A 14676-nucleotide genomic window follows, 5' to 3' on the forward strand; every position below is an offset into this window, starting at 1 on the left:
GTTCGCCCGATGCCGCACCCCAACGCCCTGATCCTCGCCGCCGCCCCGGTGACCGAGCTCCCGACCGAGGCGTTGCCCGCCGCGGCGGACGTCGCGACGGCAGGCGGCGGCATCGACTACCTCGCGCTGATGCTGCACGCCAGCTGGCCGGTGCAGGTCATCGTGCTGATGCTGCTGCTGGGCTCGGTGCTGAGCTGGGTCATCATCTTCCGCAAGAACCGCGTCTACGGCCGCGCCGCCGACGATGCCGACGAGTTCGAGGCCCGCTTCTGGTCCGGCGTCGACCTGACCCAGCTCTACCGCTCGGCCACCGACCGCAACCGCATCGTCTCGGGCCTGGAGGCGATCTTCGAGGCCGGCTTCCGCGAGTACGCACGCCTGCGCCAGAAGAAGGGCCTGGATTCGCGCACCCAGCTCGAGGGCGCCCAGCGCGCCATGCGGGCGACCTACGCGCGTGAAGTCGACCGCCTCGAGCACAACCTTGAGCTGCTGGCCAACATCGGCTCCACCGCGCCCTACGTCGGCCTGGTCGGCACCGTGTTCGGCATCATGGTGACCATGCACGGCCTGTCGACCCAGCAGAGCGCCTCGATCGCCGCCGTCGCGCCGGGTATCTCCGAGGCCCTGTTCGCCACCGCCATCGGCCTGTTCGTGGCGATCCCGGCGGTCTGGGCCTACAACCGCTTCGCCACCAAGGTCGAGCGCCTGTCGGTGCGCTACGAATCCTTCGCCGAGGAGTTCTCCTCGATCCTGCAGCGCCAGTCCCACGTCGAGGAATAAGCGGCCAACCCCGTTTCCGTCGACCACACGTTGAGAGCTGACGCCATGTCCGCCACCATCACCCGCCACCGCAAGCGCCGCAAGCTCAAGGCCGACATCAACGTCGTGCCTTACATCGACGTGATGCTGGTGCTCCTGATCATCTTCATGGTCACCGCGCCCCTGCTCAGCCTCGGCGTCGACGTGGAGCTGCCGCAGGCGCGCGCCAAGCCGATCGAGCAGCAGAAGGAGCCGGTGATCGTCTCGGTCACCGCCGACGGCGCCTACACGCTCAAGCTCGAGGGCGGCGCCAACGAGCCGATCGACGGCACCGAACTGCAGGCCAAGGTCGCCGCCTTCGTGCGCGCCAATCCGGACGTGCCGGTGTTCGTCGCCGGCGCCCGCGACGCCGATTACTCGACCGTCTTCGACACCATGGTGCTGCTGCAGCAGGCCGGCGTGCCGCGCGTGGGCCTGATGGGACAGCCGCCGGAAAATGGACGCTGACACCCTCCGCCTCAACAAGGACCACGACGACACCCTGGCGTCGGTCGGCATGGCGATCGCCATGCACGTGGCCCTGGTGGTGGTGCTGGTCGTCGCCGGCTGGTGGCAGCCGGCGCCGCAGGTGATCTCGGTCGCCGGCCCGGTGGTCGAGGCGTCGCTGGTCGTGTCGCCGTCCGACGTGGTGGCCGCCGAGCGGACCGCCGCCGAGGCGCCCAAGCCCGAGCCGACGCCGCCGGCGCCGGTGGAAGCCGCGCCGCCGCCGCAGCCGCTGCCGGCGCCCCGCCCGCAGGACGCGCCCGAGGAGATCCAGCAGGCCCCGCAGGAGCGCATCCCGGAGCCGTCGCCGGTCGACCAGGACGCGGTCGCCCGGCTGGCCCTGGAACAGGAGCAAGCCAAGGAGCGCGAGGAGCAGGAGGCCAAGCGCCGCCAGGAACAGATCGACCTGACCGAGCGCGAGCGCAAGCAGGAGGAGGCCGAGCGCCGCCAGCGCCTGCGCGAGCAGCAGCTGGCCCAGCTGGCCGAGATCCGCCAGCAGCGCGCGGAGGCCGAGCGCCGCACCAAGATGGAAGAGCAGCGCCTGCGCCAGCTGGCCGACCGCGAGGCGGCCCCGGCGCCCAGCCCGGCCCCGGCCCAGCCCGCCGGCGGCAACAACGGCGTCGACACCGACCTCAAGGCGAAGTACGCGCTGGCCATGCTCCAGACCGCCGAGATGAACTGGAACCGCTCGCTGTCGCCCGAGCGCACGGCCTGCAAGGTTCGCTTCACCCAGATCCGCGGCGGTGAAGTGATCGACATCAGCTTCCTGTCCTGCCCCTTCGATGCCCAGGCGCGGGAGTCGGTGGAGCGCGCCCTGCGCCGCTCGCCGATGCCCTACGACGGCTTCGAGACCGTGTTCCAACGCCAGATCGACCTGACTTTCTGCTACCCCCAAGAGGCCTGCCCACGATGAGACGCTTACTGACCTTCCTGGCGCTCGCGCTGCTGCTGCCCGTCGGACTCGCCCAGGCCCAGGGCCTGGACATCGGCATCGCGCAGGGCCGCGACGGCGCCCTGCCCATCACCGTCGTGCCGATGCCCTACCTGGGCACCAGCGTGGCGCCCGACACCGATATCGCCGCGGTCATCCGCGCCGACCTCAACCGTTCCGGCCAGTTCAACGCGCTGTCCGAGCAGGACGTGATCGAGAAGCCGATCCGCGGCAGCGAGATCAAGTTCCCGACCTGGCGCGTGCTCAAGCAGGACTTCATCGTCGTCGGCCGGGTGCTGGACAACACCGACGGCGGCTACCGGGTCGAGTACGAGCTGTACGACGTCGCCAAGCAGGAGCGCATGCTCGGCCTGGCCGTCGGCGGCCGCGCCCGCGGCATGCGCGACGTGGCGCACCAGATCGCCGACCAGGTGTACGAGAAGGTCCTCGGCGTCCGCGGCGCCTTCTGGACCCGCATCGCCTACGTCACCGCCAACGGCCTGGGCGGCAACACCCAGTACGCGCTGATGATCGCCGATTCGGACGGCTTCAACCCCCAGACCGTGGTGAAGTCGCGCGAGCCGCTGCTGTCGCCGTCCTGGAGCCCGGACGGCCGCAAGCTGGCCTATGTCAGCTTCGAGCGCGGCAACTCCACCATCTACGTCCAGGAAATCACCACCGGCGCCCGCGAGGTGCTGGCCAGCTTCAAGGGCATCAACGGCGCCCCGTCCTTCTCCCCGGACGGCCGCCGCCTGGCCCTGACCCTGTCCCGGACCGGCAACCCCGAGATCTACGTGATGGACCTGGCCAGCAAGCAGCTGACCCAGATCACCCGCCACTACGGCATCGACACCGAGGCGGTCTGGTCGGCCGACGGCCAGAGCCTGGTCTTCACCTCGGACCGGGCCGGCAAGCCGCAGCTCTACCAGGTGCCCGCCACGGGGGGCGAGGCGACCCGTCTCAGCTTCCAGGGCGACTCCAACGCAAAGGCCAGTATTTCCTTTGACGGCAAGAAGATAGCTATGGCGCAGGGCAGCGGAAACGTTTATCGTATCGCCGTTCTCGACCGCAGTTTTGGTGGGGCAGGGCGTTGGCAGACACTGTCGCCGGGCAACCTCGACGAGTCGCCCAGTTTTGCCCCGAACGCCAACATGCTGCTTTACGCAACCAAGGAAGGTAGGCGCGGAGTGCTGTTCGCAGTGTCCGCGGACGGCAGTGTGCGACAGCGTTTGGTGTTGGCCGATGGTGACGTCCGGGAGCCCGCCTGGTCACCGTTCAGGCAGAGATAAGTTAGGACGGGCCAAAAAACAGCAAGCTACTACCCCTGCATCCGAATAATAAGAGGCTTTCCCAATGAACATGACCACCCGCGTGCTGCTCGCCGCTTCCATCACCGTGGCGCTGGCTGCCTGCACCAAGAAGACCGAAGTCAAGGACGAAGTCGTCACCGAGACCCCGGCCGTGACCCAGCCGGTGTCCGATGGCCGTTACACCCCGGCCGACCTCGACACCGACTCGTGCCTGCGCCAGCGCACCGTGTACTTCGATTTCGACCAGGACACCCTGCGTCCGGAGTTCCAGGCCATCATGGCTTGCCACGCCAAGTACCTGAACGACCGTCCGGAGTCGCGCATCACCCTCGAGGGCAATGCCGACGAGCGCGGTACCCGTGAGTACAACCTGGGCCTCGGCGAGCGCCGCGGCAACGCCGTCTCCGGCGCCCTGCAGGGTGCGGGTGGTTCGGCCGGCCAGCTCACCGTCGTCTCGTACGGCGAAGAGCGTCCGACCTGCGGCGAGACCAGCGAGACCTGCTGGCAGCAGAACCGTCGCGTCGAAATCGTCTACACCGCGAAGTAAGCGATGGGACGCCAGCGCATCCTTTGCGTTGTGACCGTGGTGGCGGCCCTCGTGGCCGCCACCCCGGCCGCTGCCCAGCGCCTGAGCCTCGGCGAGCGCGTCACCCTGCTCGAGAACAAGGCCAACGTCGAAAACCAGCAGGCGGTGCAGGGCAACATCGAGGCCCAGAACCGCATCGTGCAGCTGCAGTCGGAAGTGCAGTCGCTGCGCAACACGGTCGAGACGCTCCAGAACGAGATCGAACAGCTCAAGCGCGTCAGCCGCCAGCAGGCCATCGACTTCGACGAGCGCCTCGCGCGCCTCGAATCCGGCGGCGCCGCGGCCCCTGTTTCACCCCAGACCCCTGCCGCCGCGGCCACCGCCGCGCCGGCTACCCCGGCCGCCCAGGCCCCCTCGACGGCGACCGCCGACGCAGGCCCCGCGCCCCAGGTGGCGCCGGCCGACCCGGCGGCCGAAGAGGCCGACTACCAGGCCGCGCTCGACGCCCTGGTCGAGCGCTTCGAGGCCGACGAGTCCGCGCGCCTGTTCCTGGCCTTCCTGCGCGACCACCCCGAGAGCGCGCTGGTGCCCAACGCCTATTACTGGCTGGGCGAAAGCTATTACGTCACCCAGAACTACGAGCTCGCGCTCGAGGCCTTCCAGACCCTGCTGGGCCAGCACGCCGGCTCGCGCAAGGAAGCCGACGCGCTGCTGAAGCTGGGCTACTGCCAGATCGCCCTCGGCCAGCGCGCCGCCGGCGAGGCCTCGCTGCGCCAGGTGTCCGAGCGTTTCGCCGGCACCGATGCCGCCGGCAAGGCCGAAAGCCGCCTGCGCACGCTCGCGCTCGAAAACCGCTGATCCCGGCCCGGTGCCGGCTCCCGCCATGGAAACGACGGCCGCCGAACGCCTGCGCCTGACCGAAATCTTTTTGTCGGTGCAGGGCGAGGCCCGCGCGGTCGGCTGGCCCACGGTCTTCGTCCGCCTCACCGGCTGCCCGCTGCGCTGCCAGTACTGCGACACCGCCTACGCCTTCCACGGCGGCGAGTGGTGGGAAATCGACACCATCCTGGCCGAGGTCGCCCGCCACGGTGTCCGCCACGTCTGCGTCACCGGCGGTGAACCGCTGGCCCAGAAGCGCTGCCTGAAGCTGCTCGAGGCGCTGTGCGACGCCGGTTACGAGGTGTCGCTGGAAACCTCCGGCGCGATCGACATCGCCCCGGTCGACCCGCGCGTGAGCCGGGTGGTCGACCTCAAGACGCCGGGCTCGAAGGAAATGCACCGCAACCTGCTGTCGAACCTGCCGCTGCTGACCGCGCACGACCAGGTCAAGTTCGTCATCTGCGACCGCGCCGACTACGACTGGGCGCGTGCGATGGTGGCCGAGCACGCGCTCGATGGCCGCTGCGACGTGCTGTTCTCGCCCAGCCAGTCCGAACTCGCGCCGCGTGAGCTGGCGGACTGGATCATCGCCGACCGCTTGCCCGTCCGCTTCCAGCTCCAGCTGCACAAGGTGCTCTGGGGCGATACGCCGGGGAAGTGATGTTTTAAAATTTGAACGCGGATCAGAGCGGATCAAAGCCGATAAAAGCGGATAGAGCATTTTTAGTTTGGTTTTCGTCAGCCGCCCGTTCCTCGCCAAGGCTTGGCTCCAACCTTCTTGAATCCGCTTTTATCGGCCCTGATCCGCTCTGATCCGCGTTCAATTTATGGACCCCCGGTTTTCGCCATGACGACACAACAACGCAAGGCAGTGGTACTGGTTTCCGGCGGGATGGACTCGGCGGTAGTGCTGGCGATGGCGCGGGAGCAGGGTTTCCTGTGCCATGCGCTCAGCGTGTCGTACGGCCAGCGCCATACCTCGGAGCTGGCCGCGGCCGCCGAGCTGGCGGCGCGGCACGGCGCCGAGCACAAGGTGGTGACCGTCGACCTGCGCAGCATCGGCGGCTCGGCGCTTACGGCCGACATCGCCGTGCCCGAAGCCGCCGCCGCCGGCATCCCGGTCACCTACGTGCCGGCGCGCAACACCATCATGCTGTCGATCGCGCTGGGCTGGGCCGAGGTGCTGGGCGCCGATGACCTGTTCTGCGGCGTCAATGCCGTCGACTACTCCGGCTATCCGGACTGCCGCCCCGAGTTCATCGCCGCCTTCGAACGCCTGGCCAACCTGGCCACCAAGGCCGGCGTCGAGGGCCATGCGCTGCGCCTGCACGCGCCCCTGATGCGGATGTCCAAGGCCGACATCGCCCGCGAGGGCGCGCGCCTGGGCGTGGACTTCTCGCGCACGGTTTCCTGCTACCAGGCCGACGCCGAGGGCCGCGCCTGCGGCCGCTGCGACGCCTGCCGCCTGCGCGCCGAGGGTTTCGCCGCCGCCGGCCTGCCGGACCCCACGCGCTACGCCTCGCGCGCATGATGGGTTAGAATCACCGCCCTGCACGGCGGCTGGCCGCGTGCAGGCCTCGTTGGGCCGTTAGCTCAGTTGGTAGAGCAGAAGACTTTTAATCTTTTGGTCGATGGTTCGAATCCATCACGGCCCACATTCTTCAAAAGCGCTCGCTTTTGAAGAATCCCACGATCCTCCCGCGCTGCGCGCGCTCGTATCGCGGGCCCCGCTGCTCGCTTCCAATCCCCCGTGCCTGTCGGCGCGCCCCCCTTACCAAGGGGGGCTTGGCGGTGCGTGGCTTCTCGCTTTTCTTTTTTCTTAGAAGGCGCGGGAGAAGGTCAGGGTGCCGAAGGTGGGGAGTTCGGGCTGGCCTTCGAATTCGCGGGTGCGGCGGACGTGGGTGGCGGTGAACTTCCAGGGGCCACGGGTGATGGCGATGCCGAGGACGAGGTCGGCCACGGTGTCCTTGGCGTCGACCGAATGGCTGTCCTTCCAGGTGTTGCCGTCGAGCACGATGTCGTTGCCGACCCAGCGGGCGTCGAGGGCGATGAAGCCGTGCCAGCGGATGGCGTCGACGTTGTCGTCGCGGGTGCCGGGTGCGCTGTTGTCGCCGGCGAGGCGCAGCGGGTTGCTGCCGAAGTCGTCGGGCAGGTGCTTGCCGAAGCGCAGCTCCGCGCCGCCGTTCACGTAGGACGACAGGTTGCCGACCGCGGCGCCGCCGTGGCCGATCGCGTCCCAGCGCCAGCCGCCGGCGGTGGTGGCGAGGTCGCGGCGCCAGGCGCGCTCGTGCGCCAGCTGCACCACGACTTCGTCGCGCAGCTGGTTGTCCCAGCCCTTGAAGCGCGGCCGGCCGAACCACTGGTGCAGCGAGTCCTGGCCCAGCTCGGCCTGCGCCGACGGCCCCACCATGCCCAGCCGCAGCCGCGTGCTGCCGAGCCGGTCGCCCCGCCGCGCGTTGAGCGTGACCGCCATCGTGGCGACGCCGGCATACGGCCGGTCGTCGGTGATCCGGTCGCTGCGGGTGCCGTCGGTGGGCGTGTAGGTGCCGTGCTCGAAACCGATCACCAGGTTGTTCTGTTCGCCCTCGGGGACCAGCCAGCCCAGCAGGCGGCCGGCCGCGCGCGCGGGCAGCGGCAGGCAGTCGGCGTCGAAACGCTCGACGTTGGGCGAGACGTAGGTCACCAGGAAGCCGTTCGTGTAGCCCTGGTCCTGGCGCTCGCGGCCGTAGAGGTCGTTGTCGGAGCGCAGCAGCCAGGTGGACCGGTCCTCGCCGCCGTCGGCGGGGGCGGGGCAGCCGGCCTGGGCGAGGGCGGGGACGAGCAGCAGGGCAGTGGCGGCGAGCGCCGGGATGCGGAGGGTCATGACGCCTGGCTTTCGTGGGGGACGCGCCATGTTACCGGCCCGGCGGCGCCGGTGATGGACGCCGGGTGAACGCGGCGGTGGGCGGCCCACGCGCGCCGTCCGTGGTGGCGGACGTCAGGCGGTCTCGGCTTCCCGCAGCGCGGCCAGCACCTGCTCGCCGTAGCGATCGAGCTTGGCCGCGCCGACGCCGCTGACCTGGCCCAGCGCTTCCAGCGACGCCGGCCGGCGCTCGGCGATGGCCCGCAGGGTGGCGTCGTGGAAGATCACGTAGGCGGGCACCGACTGTTCCCGCGCCAGTTCGGCGCGCAGCTGGCGCAGGGCCTCGAACAGCGGCTGGTCGGCGGCATCGAGCGCCACCGGCGCCGGGGCCGTGCCGCTGCGCGGCCCGCGCGCGCCCTTCTCGCGCTTGCGCACGGATTCCTCGCGCAGGTGCACGGACTGGCCGCCCTTGAGCACCGGGCGGCTGGCGTCGGTCAGGCGCAGGCTGCCGTGGCCCTCGACATCGACCTCCAGCAGGCCCATCGCCACCAGCTGCCGGAACACGCCCTTCCACTGCCGCGCGTCGAGCTCGCCGCCGATGCCGTAGGTGCTGAGCTGGTCGTGGCCGAGCTGGCGGATGCGGGCGTTGTCGGCGCCGGTCAGCACGTCGACCAGGTGGGTGACGCCGAAGCGCTGGCCGGTGCGGTACACGCAGGACAGGGCCTTCTGCGCCGCCACGGTGGCGTCCCAGGTGCGCGGCGGCTCGAGGCAGTTGTCGCAGTTGCCGCAGGCGCGCGGGTAGTCCTCGCCGAAGGCCGCCAGCAGGGTCTGCCGCCGGCAGCGGGTCGATTCGCAGTAGCCCAGCAGCACGTCGAGCTTGCGGCGCTCGAGCCAGCGGCGCTCCTCGCCGGCCTCGGAGTTCTCGATCATCTGCCGCAGCATCACCATGTCGCCCAGGCCGTAGCACAGCCAGGCTTCGGCGGGCTCGCCGTCGCGGCCGGCGCGGCCGGTTTCCTGGTAGTAACCCTCGAGCGACTTGGGCAGGTCCAGGTGGGCCACGAAGCGCACGTCGGGCTTGTCGATGCCCATGCCGAAGGCGATGGTGGCGCACATCACGACGCCTTCCTCGCGCAGGAAGCGGCGCTGGTTGGCGGCGCGCACGCCGGCGTCGAGGCCGGCGTGGTAGGGCAGGGCGGTCAGGCCCTGCGCGGACAGGAATTCAGCCGTTTCCTCGACCTTGCGGCGCGAGAGGCAGTAGACGATGCCGGCATCGCCGCGGTGCGCGCCCAGGAAGTCGAGCAGCTGGCGCCGGGCGTTGTCCTTGAGCTGCACCCGGTAGCGGATGTTGGGCCGGTCGAAGGACGTGATGAACTGGCGTGCCTGGTCCAGGCCCAGGCGCTCGGCGATCTCGCGCCGGGTCGGCGCATCGGCGGTGGCGGTGAGGGCGATGCGCGGCACCTGCGGCCAGCGCTCGTGCAGCAGGTTGAGCTCGCGGTACTCGGGCCGGAAGTCGTGGCCCCACTGCGAGACGCAGTGCGCCTCGTCGATCGCGAACAGGGCGATGTGGCTGCGCTCGAGCAGGCGCAGGAAACGATCGGTGAGCAGGCGCTCCGGCGCGACGTAGAGCAGGTCGAGGTCGCCGGCCAGCAGGCGGGCCTCGACCGCGGCGGCGGCTTCGCCGGTCAGCGAGGAGTTCAGGAACGCGGCGCGCACGCCCAGCTGCTCCAGCGCTTCGACCTGGTCCTGCATCAGCGCGATCAGCGGCGACACCACGATGCCGGTGCCCTCGCGCAGCAGCGCCGGCACCTGGTAGCACAGCGACTTGCCCGCGCCGGTGGGCATCAGCACCAGGCAGTCGTTGCCGGCGACCAGGTGGTCGACCACGGCGGCCTGTTCGCCGCGGAACTCGGCGTAGCCGAAGACGCGGCGGAGCAATTCTCGGGCGGGGGACGTCATGGCGACAGTTTACCGGCCCCGGACGCGAAAGCGGCGGCGGGATGGCCCGCCGCCGCCTCGGAATACCGCCCGACGGGGCCTGCGCTTATTCCAGCAGCGAGCGCAGCATCCAGGCGTTCTTCTCGTGCACCTGCAGGCGCTGGGTGGCCAGGTCCACGGTCGGGTCGTCGCCGGCCCCGTCGGCGGTCTTGATGACCTTGCGCGCGGTGCGGCACACCGCCTCGTTGCCGACCACCAGCTGGCGGACCATCTCGCGCCAGTCCAGCGCGCCCGGGGCCTCTTCCTCGCGGATGCTCGAGAGCTGCACGAATTCGGCGTAGGAACCCGGGGCCATGTAGCCCAGCGCGCGGATGCGCTCGGCGATCTCGTCCAGGGCGGTCCATTCCTCGGTGTACTGGGTCATGAACATGGTGTGCAGGGTGTTGAACATCGGCCCCGTCACGTTCCAGTGGAAGTTGTGGGTCTTGAGGTAGAGCGTGTAGCTGTCGGCCAGGAAGTGCGACAGGTCGCCGGCGATCTTCTTGCGGTCCTTTTCGCTGATGCCGATGTCGATCCGGGGCGCGCCCGACGGGATCTCGGCGGTCTTCTTGGAAGCCATGGCTTTCCTCCTTCGCTTGGGGACCGACGCAGGATACGCCCGTGAGCGTTTAGCGAGGATGAACCGGGCCGCGATCGCTACAATGGCGGGCCATGCCGCCCTCCGCGCCCTCGATTCCCGCCTTCCCCGACCACGCCGCGCTCACCCGCGACCGGGGCCGGCTGCTGCGCCTGCTGGGGCAGTGGCGCAAGGCGCCGGACGATGCCGCGCGCCGCGACGCCTACGAGCGCGCGCTGGCGGCCTCGGTCGCGGAGCGAGAGCGCCGCGCCGGCCAGGCGCCGGCGCCCACCTTCGACGACAGCCTGCCGGTGGCGCGCGAGGCCGGTGTGCTGGTGGACCTGATCCGCAAGCATCCGGTGGTCGTGGTCGCCGGCGAGACCGGCTCGGGCAAGACCACCCAGCTGCCCAAGATCTGCCTGGCCGCCGGCCGCGGCAGCGCGGGCATGATCGGCTGCACCCAGCCGCGCCGCATCGCCGCCCGCGCGGTCGCCCGGCGCGTGGCCGAGGAGCTGCAGTCGCCGATGGGCGGCGCGGTCGGCTACCAGGTCCGCTTCACCGAGAACGTCGGCGAGAACACCTACGTCAAGTTCATGACCGACGGCATCCTGCTGGCCGAGATCCAGTCCGACCGCTGGCTGTCGAAATACGACACGATCATCGTCGACGAGGCGCACGAGCGCAGCCTCAACATCGACTTCCTGCTGGGCTACCTCAAACAGCTGGTGCGCAAGCGGCCGGACCTGAAGCTGGTGATTACCTCGGCCACGATCGACACCGAGCGGTTCGCGAAGCATTTCGACGGGGCGCCGGTGGTGAGCGTGGAGGGGCGGAGCTTCCCGGTCGAAGTGCGCTATCGGCCGGGGGAGTCGGATGAGGGGGCCGGGCAAGAGGCGCAAAAGCCGTACCAGGTTCATTTTTCCGGGACAGGTCCGGCGTCCAGGGGCGACGGTGTCCGGAAAAATGAACCCGGTACGACTTCGGGTACGACGTCGCGTGCGAAGCCTGGAGGTGATCGGCCGCTGGCGGAGGCGATCGTCGCCGCCGCCGACGAGATCACCCGCGAGGATCCGGTCGGCGACGTGCTGGTGTTCCTGCCGGGCGAACGCGAGATCCGCGATGCCCATGCGGCGCTGAACCGGCGCAAGTACCGCAGCACCGAGGTCATCCCGCTGTACGCGCGGCTGTCGGTCCGCGACCAGGACAAGGTCTTCAACCCCGGGCCGGGCCGCCGCATCGTGTTGGCCACCAACGTGGCCGAGACCTCGCTGACCGTGCCGCGCATCCGCTACGTCATCGATCCCGGCGTGGCGCGGGTGAAGCGCTACAGCCCGCGCGGCAAGCTCGACCGCCTGCACATCGAACCGGTCAGCCAGGCCAGCGCCGACCAGCGCAAGGGCCGCTGCGGCCGCATCGCGGCCGGCACCTGCTACCGACTCTATTCGCAGGAGGATTTCGACACCCGGCCGCGCTACACCGATCCGGAAATCCTGCGCGCTTCGCTGGCCGGCGTGATCCTGCGCATGCTCACCCTGGGCCTGGGCCGGGTCGAGGACTTCCCCTTCATCGATCCACCCGACCCGCGCGCGATCGCCGACGGCTGGCAGACGCTGGCCGAACTGGGCGCCGTGGACGAGCAGCGCCAGCTCACCGCCATCGGCCGCCAGATGTCGCGCCTGCCCGTGGACGTGAAGCTGGCGCGCATGCTGGTGGCGGCGCAGTCGCTGGGCTGCCTGGCCGACATGACGGTGATCACGTCCTTCCTCGGCATCCAGGACCCGCGCGAACGCCCGGCCGACGCCCGCGAGAAGGCCGACAACGCCCACGCCGAGTTCACCGACCCGAACTCCGAGTTCGTCGGCATCCTCAAGCTGTGGGACGCCCACCACGCCGCCCACGAGGACCTGACCCAGTCGAAGCTGCGCGACTGGTGCGAGCGCCGCTTCCTCGCCTTCCTGCGCATGCGCGAGTGGCGCGAACTGCACCGGCAGCTGCTGCTGGCCTGCGAGGAGCTTTGGCCCGACGCGTCGGACAAGCCGGGCCCTGCGCCTGCGTCGGAAGGTGGTCGCGCACCGAAGCACGCGCGTCGCCCGAAGAATGAAGGCGTGGCGGCGACCCGTAGCGATGCGTCCGGCAGCGGATCGCGCGAAGCCAGCGAGGCACACCAGGCCCTGCACCGCGCGCTGATCGCCGGCCTGCCCACGCAGGTGGGCCATCGCACCGAGAAAGGGCTGTACGACGCCCCGCGCCAGCGCAAGTTCCAGCTGTTCCCGGGCTCGTCGCTGAGCAAGCCGCCGGCGGGCAAGGGCCCCGGTGCGGCGAAGGGCAAGGAGGGTCGCGAGGCGGCGCCGGCCTGGGTGCTGGTGGCCACCTTGCTCGACACGCAGAAGGTGTGGGGCATGACCGCCGCCCGCATCGAGCCCGACTGGGTGATCGCGGAACTGCCGCACCTGCTGGCGCGCAAGCACTTCGACCCGCACTGGTCGCGGCGCCAGGGCCGCGTGGTCGGCAGCGAGCAGGTCTCGCTGTTCGGCCTGGTGCTGGCGCCGAAGAAGCCGGTGCACTACGGCGGCCTGTATCCGGCCGAGGCGCGCGAGATCTTCGTGCGCCAGGGCCTGGTGCCGGGCGAGGTCGACACCCGCAGCCCCTTCCTCAAGCGCAACCTGGCCACGCTGGAAAAAGCGCGCGAGGAAGAAGCCAAGCTGCGCCGCGCCGGCTTGGTCGCCGACGACGACTGGCAGGCGCGCTGGTACCTCGACCGCCTGCCGCCGGAGCTCAATTCGGTCGCCGGCCTCGACAGCTGGTACGGCAAGCTGCCGCCGGAGCAGAAGAAATCGCTGGAATGGTCGCTGGTCGACCTGCTGCCCGGCGAGGGCAGCGAGGCCGAGCGCTTCCCGAAATACTTCCCGCTTGGCGACGCGCGCCTGGCGCTGCACTACCGCTTCGAGCCGGGCCACGCCGAGGACGGCGTCACCCTCGACCTGCCGCTGCACCTGCTGATGGCGGTCGACCCGGCGCGCCTGGGCTGGCTGGTGCCCGGTCTGGTCGAGGAAAAGGCGACGGCGCTGATCCGCGGCCTGCCCAAGGCCCTGCGCCGCAACTACGTGCCGGCGCCCGACTTCGCCCGCGCCTTTGCCGAGGCGCACCCGCGGCCGGAGGCCGACAGCCTGCCCGGCAGCCTGGCGCGCTTCCTCACCCGCGCCACCGGCGCCCCGGTGGCGGCGCTCGACTTCGACGACGCCGCGCTGGAGCCGCACTTGCGCATCAACCTGCGCCTGGCCGAACGCGACGGCCGCGAGCTGGCGCAGTCGCGCGACCTCGCCGCGCTGCGCGCGCGCTTCGGCGAGCGCGCCGAGCGTGCCTTCGCCGAACGCGCCGGCGAAGACCTGGCCCGCGACGGCCTCACCGCCTTCCCCGAGTCCCCGGTGCCGCGCCAGGTACCCGGTGCCGCCGGCGTGCCGGCCTTCCCGGCGCTGGTGGACCAGGGCGACACCGTCGCCCTGAGCGTGTTCGCCGATATCGACGAAGCCGCGCGCGAGCACGACGCCGGCGTCCGCCGCCTGGCCACGCTGGCCCTGGCCGACAAGCAGCGCCAGGCCCGCAAGCAGCTGCCGGTGTCGCCCAAGCTGGCGCTGCTGTACGCCGCGATCGAAGGCTTCGCCCAGGCGCCGGGCCAGGCGCCCGCGCACGAGCACCTGCGCACCGACCTGGCCCAGGCGGCCCTCAACGCCGTGCTCGAGGGCGACTTCGCCGACGTGCGCGATGCCGACGCGTTCCGCCGCCTGCTTGATGCCGCCGGCAAGCGCCTGTTCGGCGAAGCCATGGCCCGCCTGCAGCTGGCCGAGGCCATCCTCGGCCTGGTCGCGGAGATCAAGCCGCGGCTGGAGTCGCCGCTGCTGGGCTGGGCCAGCGGCAACCTCGATGACCTCAAGGCACAGCTGGCCGGCCTGGTGCCGCCGGGGTTCCTGCGCGACACGCCGGCCGGGCTGCTGGCCGAGTACCCGCGCTACCTCAAGGCGCTGTCGCTGCGGGCCGAGCGCGCGCTGCGCGACCCGCAGCGCGACCAGGCCCGCATGCTCGAACTCAAGCCCTTCCATGACGCACTGCTGGCCGCGCGCGCCAGCGGCCGCGCCCGCGAGCCCGCCTGGCAGGCGCTGCGCTGGGACCTGGAGGAACTGAGGGTGTCGGTGTTCGCGCAGGAGCTGGGCACCAAGCGCCAGGTCTCCGCGAAGCGGCTGGCGCGCCAGCTCGAGGCGCTGGCCTGACGCCCGCGCGCGACGCGCCGGCCTGTGCGCCGCGTCGCCGCGCGTCCGGCGCGCCCCGCGTTCTGGTTAG

At 70.7% G+C, this 14676-nt stretch carries 12 protein-coding genes and 1 tRNA gene; 10 read left to right on the forward strand and 3 right to left on the reverse strand.

What is annotated here, in order from left to right; all coding sequences use genetic code 11:
* Positions 1 to 9: 9 nt before the first annotated feature.
* The 9 genes from tolQ to VFQ84_RS08120 all read left to right on the forward strand — a co-directional run bounded on the left by tolQ (position 10) and on the right by VFQ84_RS08120 (position 6603).
* Entirely contained in the window at positions 10 to 780 is a 771-nt protein-coding gene (tolQ, locus tag VFQ84_RS08080; RefSeq protein WP_414637015.1) for a protein TolQ, read from the forward strand.
* 45 nt (positions 781 to 825) lie between these two features.
* On the forward strand, positions 826 to 1266 hold the full coding sequence (gene tolR, locus VFQ84_RS08085; RefSeq protein WP_325131033.1) for a protein TolR: 441 nt from the start codon (positions 826 to 828) through the stop codon (positions 1264 to 1266).
* A complete protein-coding gene (locus VFQ84_RS08090; RefSeq protein WP_325131035.1) occupies positions 1256 to 2215 on the forward strand; it encodes a protein TolA in 960 nt (319 codons plus the stop codon). The genes tolR and VFQ84_RS08090 overlap by 11 nt, the downstream gene beginning before the upstream one ends.
* Positions 2212 to 3522, forward strand: a complete 1311-nt coding sequence (tolB, locus tag VFQ84_RS08095; RefSeq protein WP_325131037.1) for a Tol-Pal system beta propeller repeat protein TolB — start codon at positions 2212 to 2214, stop codon at positions 3520 to 3522. Before VFQ84_RS08090 ends, tolB begins: the two co-directional genes overlap by 4 nt.
* A 64-nt stretch (positions 3523 to 3586) precedes the next feature.
* Entirely contained in the window at positions 3587 to 4090 is a 504-nt protein-coding gene (pal, locus tag VFQ84_RS08100; protein WP_325131039.1) for a peptidoglycan-associated lipoprotein Pal, read from the forward strand.
* A 3-nt stretch (positions 4091 to 4093) separates the two neighbouring features.
* Entirely contained in the window at positions 4094 to 4927 is an 834-nt protein-coding gene (gene ybgF / locus VFQ84_RS08105) for a tol-pal system protein YbgF (protein WP_325131041.1), read from the forward strand.
* A gap of 25 nt (positions 4928 to 4952) precedes the next feature.
* Positions 4953 to 5609, forward strand: coding sequence for a 7-carboxy-7-deazaguanine synthase QueE (queE, locus tag VFQ84_RS08110; RefSeq protein ID WP_325131043.1), 657 nt, complete (start codon positions 4953 to 4955; stop codon positions 5607 to 5609).
* A gap of 186 nt (positions 5610 to 5795) precedes the next feature.
* Positions 5796 to 6479 carry a 7-cyano-7-deazaguanine synthase QueC gene (queC, locus tag VFQ84_RS08115; RefSeq protein ID WP_325131046.1) on the forward strand — a complete coding sequence of 228 codons (684 nt, stop codon included), beginning with the start codon at positions 5796 to 5798 and terminating at the stop codon, positions 6477 to 6479.
* A gap of 51 nt (positions 6480 to 6530) precedes the next feature.
* A tRNA-Lys gene (locus VFQ84_RS08120) sits at positions 6531 to 6603 on the forward strand.
* 164 nt (positions 6604 to 6767) lie between these two features.
* Here the strand turns inward: VFQ84_RS08120 and VFQ84_RS08125 are convergent.
* The 3 genes from VFQ84_RS08125 to VFQ84_RS08135 all read right to left on the reverse strand — a co-directional run bounded on the left by VFQ84_RS08125 (position 6768) and on the right by VFQ84_RS08135 (position 10344).
* Positions 6768 to 7811: a lipid A deacylase LpxR family protein gene (locus tag VFQ84_RS08125; RefSeq protein WP_325131048.1), complete on the reverse strand. Its 1044-nt coding sequence runs from the start codon at positions 7809 to 7811 to the stop codon at positions 6768 to 6770.
* Between the two features lie 114 nt (positions 7812 to 7925).
* Positions 7926 to 9746 (reverse strand): DNA helicase RecQ, encoded by a 1821-nt coding sequence (recQ, locus tag VFQ84_RS08130; protein ID WP_325131050.1) that lies wholly within the window; start codon positions 9744 to 9746, stop codon positions 7926 to 7928.
* 85 nt (positions 9747 to 9831) lie between these two features.
* Positions 9832 to 10344 (reverse strand): Dps family protein, encoded by a 513-nt coding sequence (locus VFQ84_RS08135; protein WP_325131052.1) that lies wholly within the window; start codon positions 10342 to 10344, stop codon positions 9832 to 9834.
* A 92-nt stretch (positions 10345 to 10436) separates the two neighbouring features.
* On the opposite strand from VFQ84_RS08135, the gene VFQ84_RS08140 reads away from it, so the two are divergent.
* Positions 10437 to 14606, forward strand: coding sequence for a DUF3418 domain-containing protein (locus VFQ84_RS08140; protein WP_325131056.1), 4170 nt, complete (start codon positions 10437 to 10439; stop codon positions 14604 to 14606).
* The last annotated feature ends 70 nt before the right edge of the window (positions 14607 to 14676 follow it).

It is taken from the genome of Arenimonas sp. (genome assembly GCF_035721105.1).
Taxonomy (GTDB): domain Bacteria; phylum Pseudomonadota; class Gammaproteobacteria; order Xanthomonadales; family Xanthomonadaceae; genus Arenimonas.

What these genes read in the sequence shown, in the direction of transcription:
- tolQ (WP_414637015.1), top strand. Translation starts at nt 10, where the DNA reads ATGCCGCACCCCAACGCCCTGATCCTCGCCGCCGCCCCGGTGACCGAG.
- tolR (WP_325131033.1), top strand. Translation starts at nt 826, where the DNA reads ATGTCCGCCACCATCACCCGCCACCGCAAGCGCCGCAAGCTCAAGGCC.
- VFQ84_RS08090 (WP_325131035.1), top strand. Translation starts at nt 1,256, where the DNA reads ATGGACGCTGACACCCTCCGCCTCAACAAGGACCACGACGACACCCTG.
- tolB (WP_325131037.1), top strand. Translation starts at nt 2,212, where the DNA reads ATGAGACGCTTACTGACCTTCCTGGCGCTCGCGCTGCTGCTGCCCGTC.
- pal (WP_325131039.1), top strand. Translation starts at nt 3,587, where the DNA reads ATGAACATGACCACCCGCGTGCTGCTCGCCGCTTCCATCACCGTGGCG.
- ybgF (WP_325131041.1), top strand. Translation starts at nt 4,094, where the DNA reads ATGGGACGCCAGCGCATCCTTTGCGTTGTGACCGTGGTGGCGGCCCTC.
- queE (WP_325131043.1), top strand. Translation starts at nt 4,953, where the DNA reads ATGGAAACGACGGCCGCCGAACGCCTGCGCCTGACCGAAATCTTTTTG.
- queC (WP_325131046.1), top strand. Translation starts at nt 5,796, where the DNA reads ATGACGACACAACAACGCAAGGCAGTGGTACTGGTTTCCGGCGGGATG.
- VFQ84_RS08125 (WP_325131048.1), bottom strand. Translation starts at nt 7,811, where the DNA reads ATGACCCTCCGCATCCCGGCGCTCGCCGCCACTGCCCTGCTGCTCGTC.
- recQ (WP_325131050.1), bottom strand. Translation starts at nt 9,746, where the DNA reads ATGACGTCCCCCGCCCGAGAATTGCTCCGCCGCGTCTTCGGCTACGCC.
- VFQ84_RS08135 (WP_325131052.1), bottom strand. Translation starts at nt 10,344, where the DNA reads ATGGCTTCCAAGAAGACCGCCGAGATCCCGTCGGGCGCGCCCCGGATC.
- VFQ84_RS08140 (WP_325131056.1), top strand. Translation starts at nt 10,437, where the DNA reads ATGCCGCCCTCCGCGCCCTCGATTCCCGCCTTCCCCGACCACGCCGCG.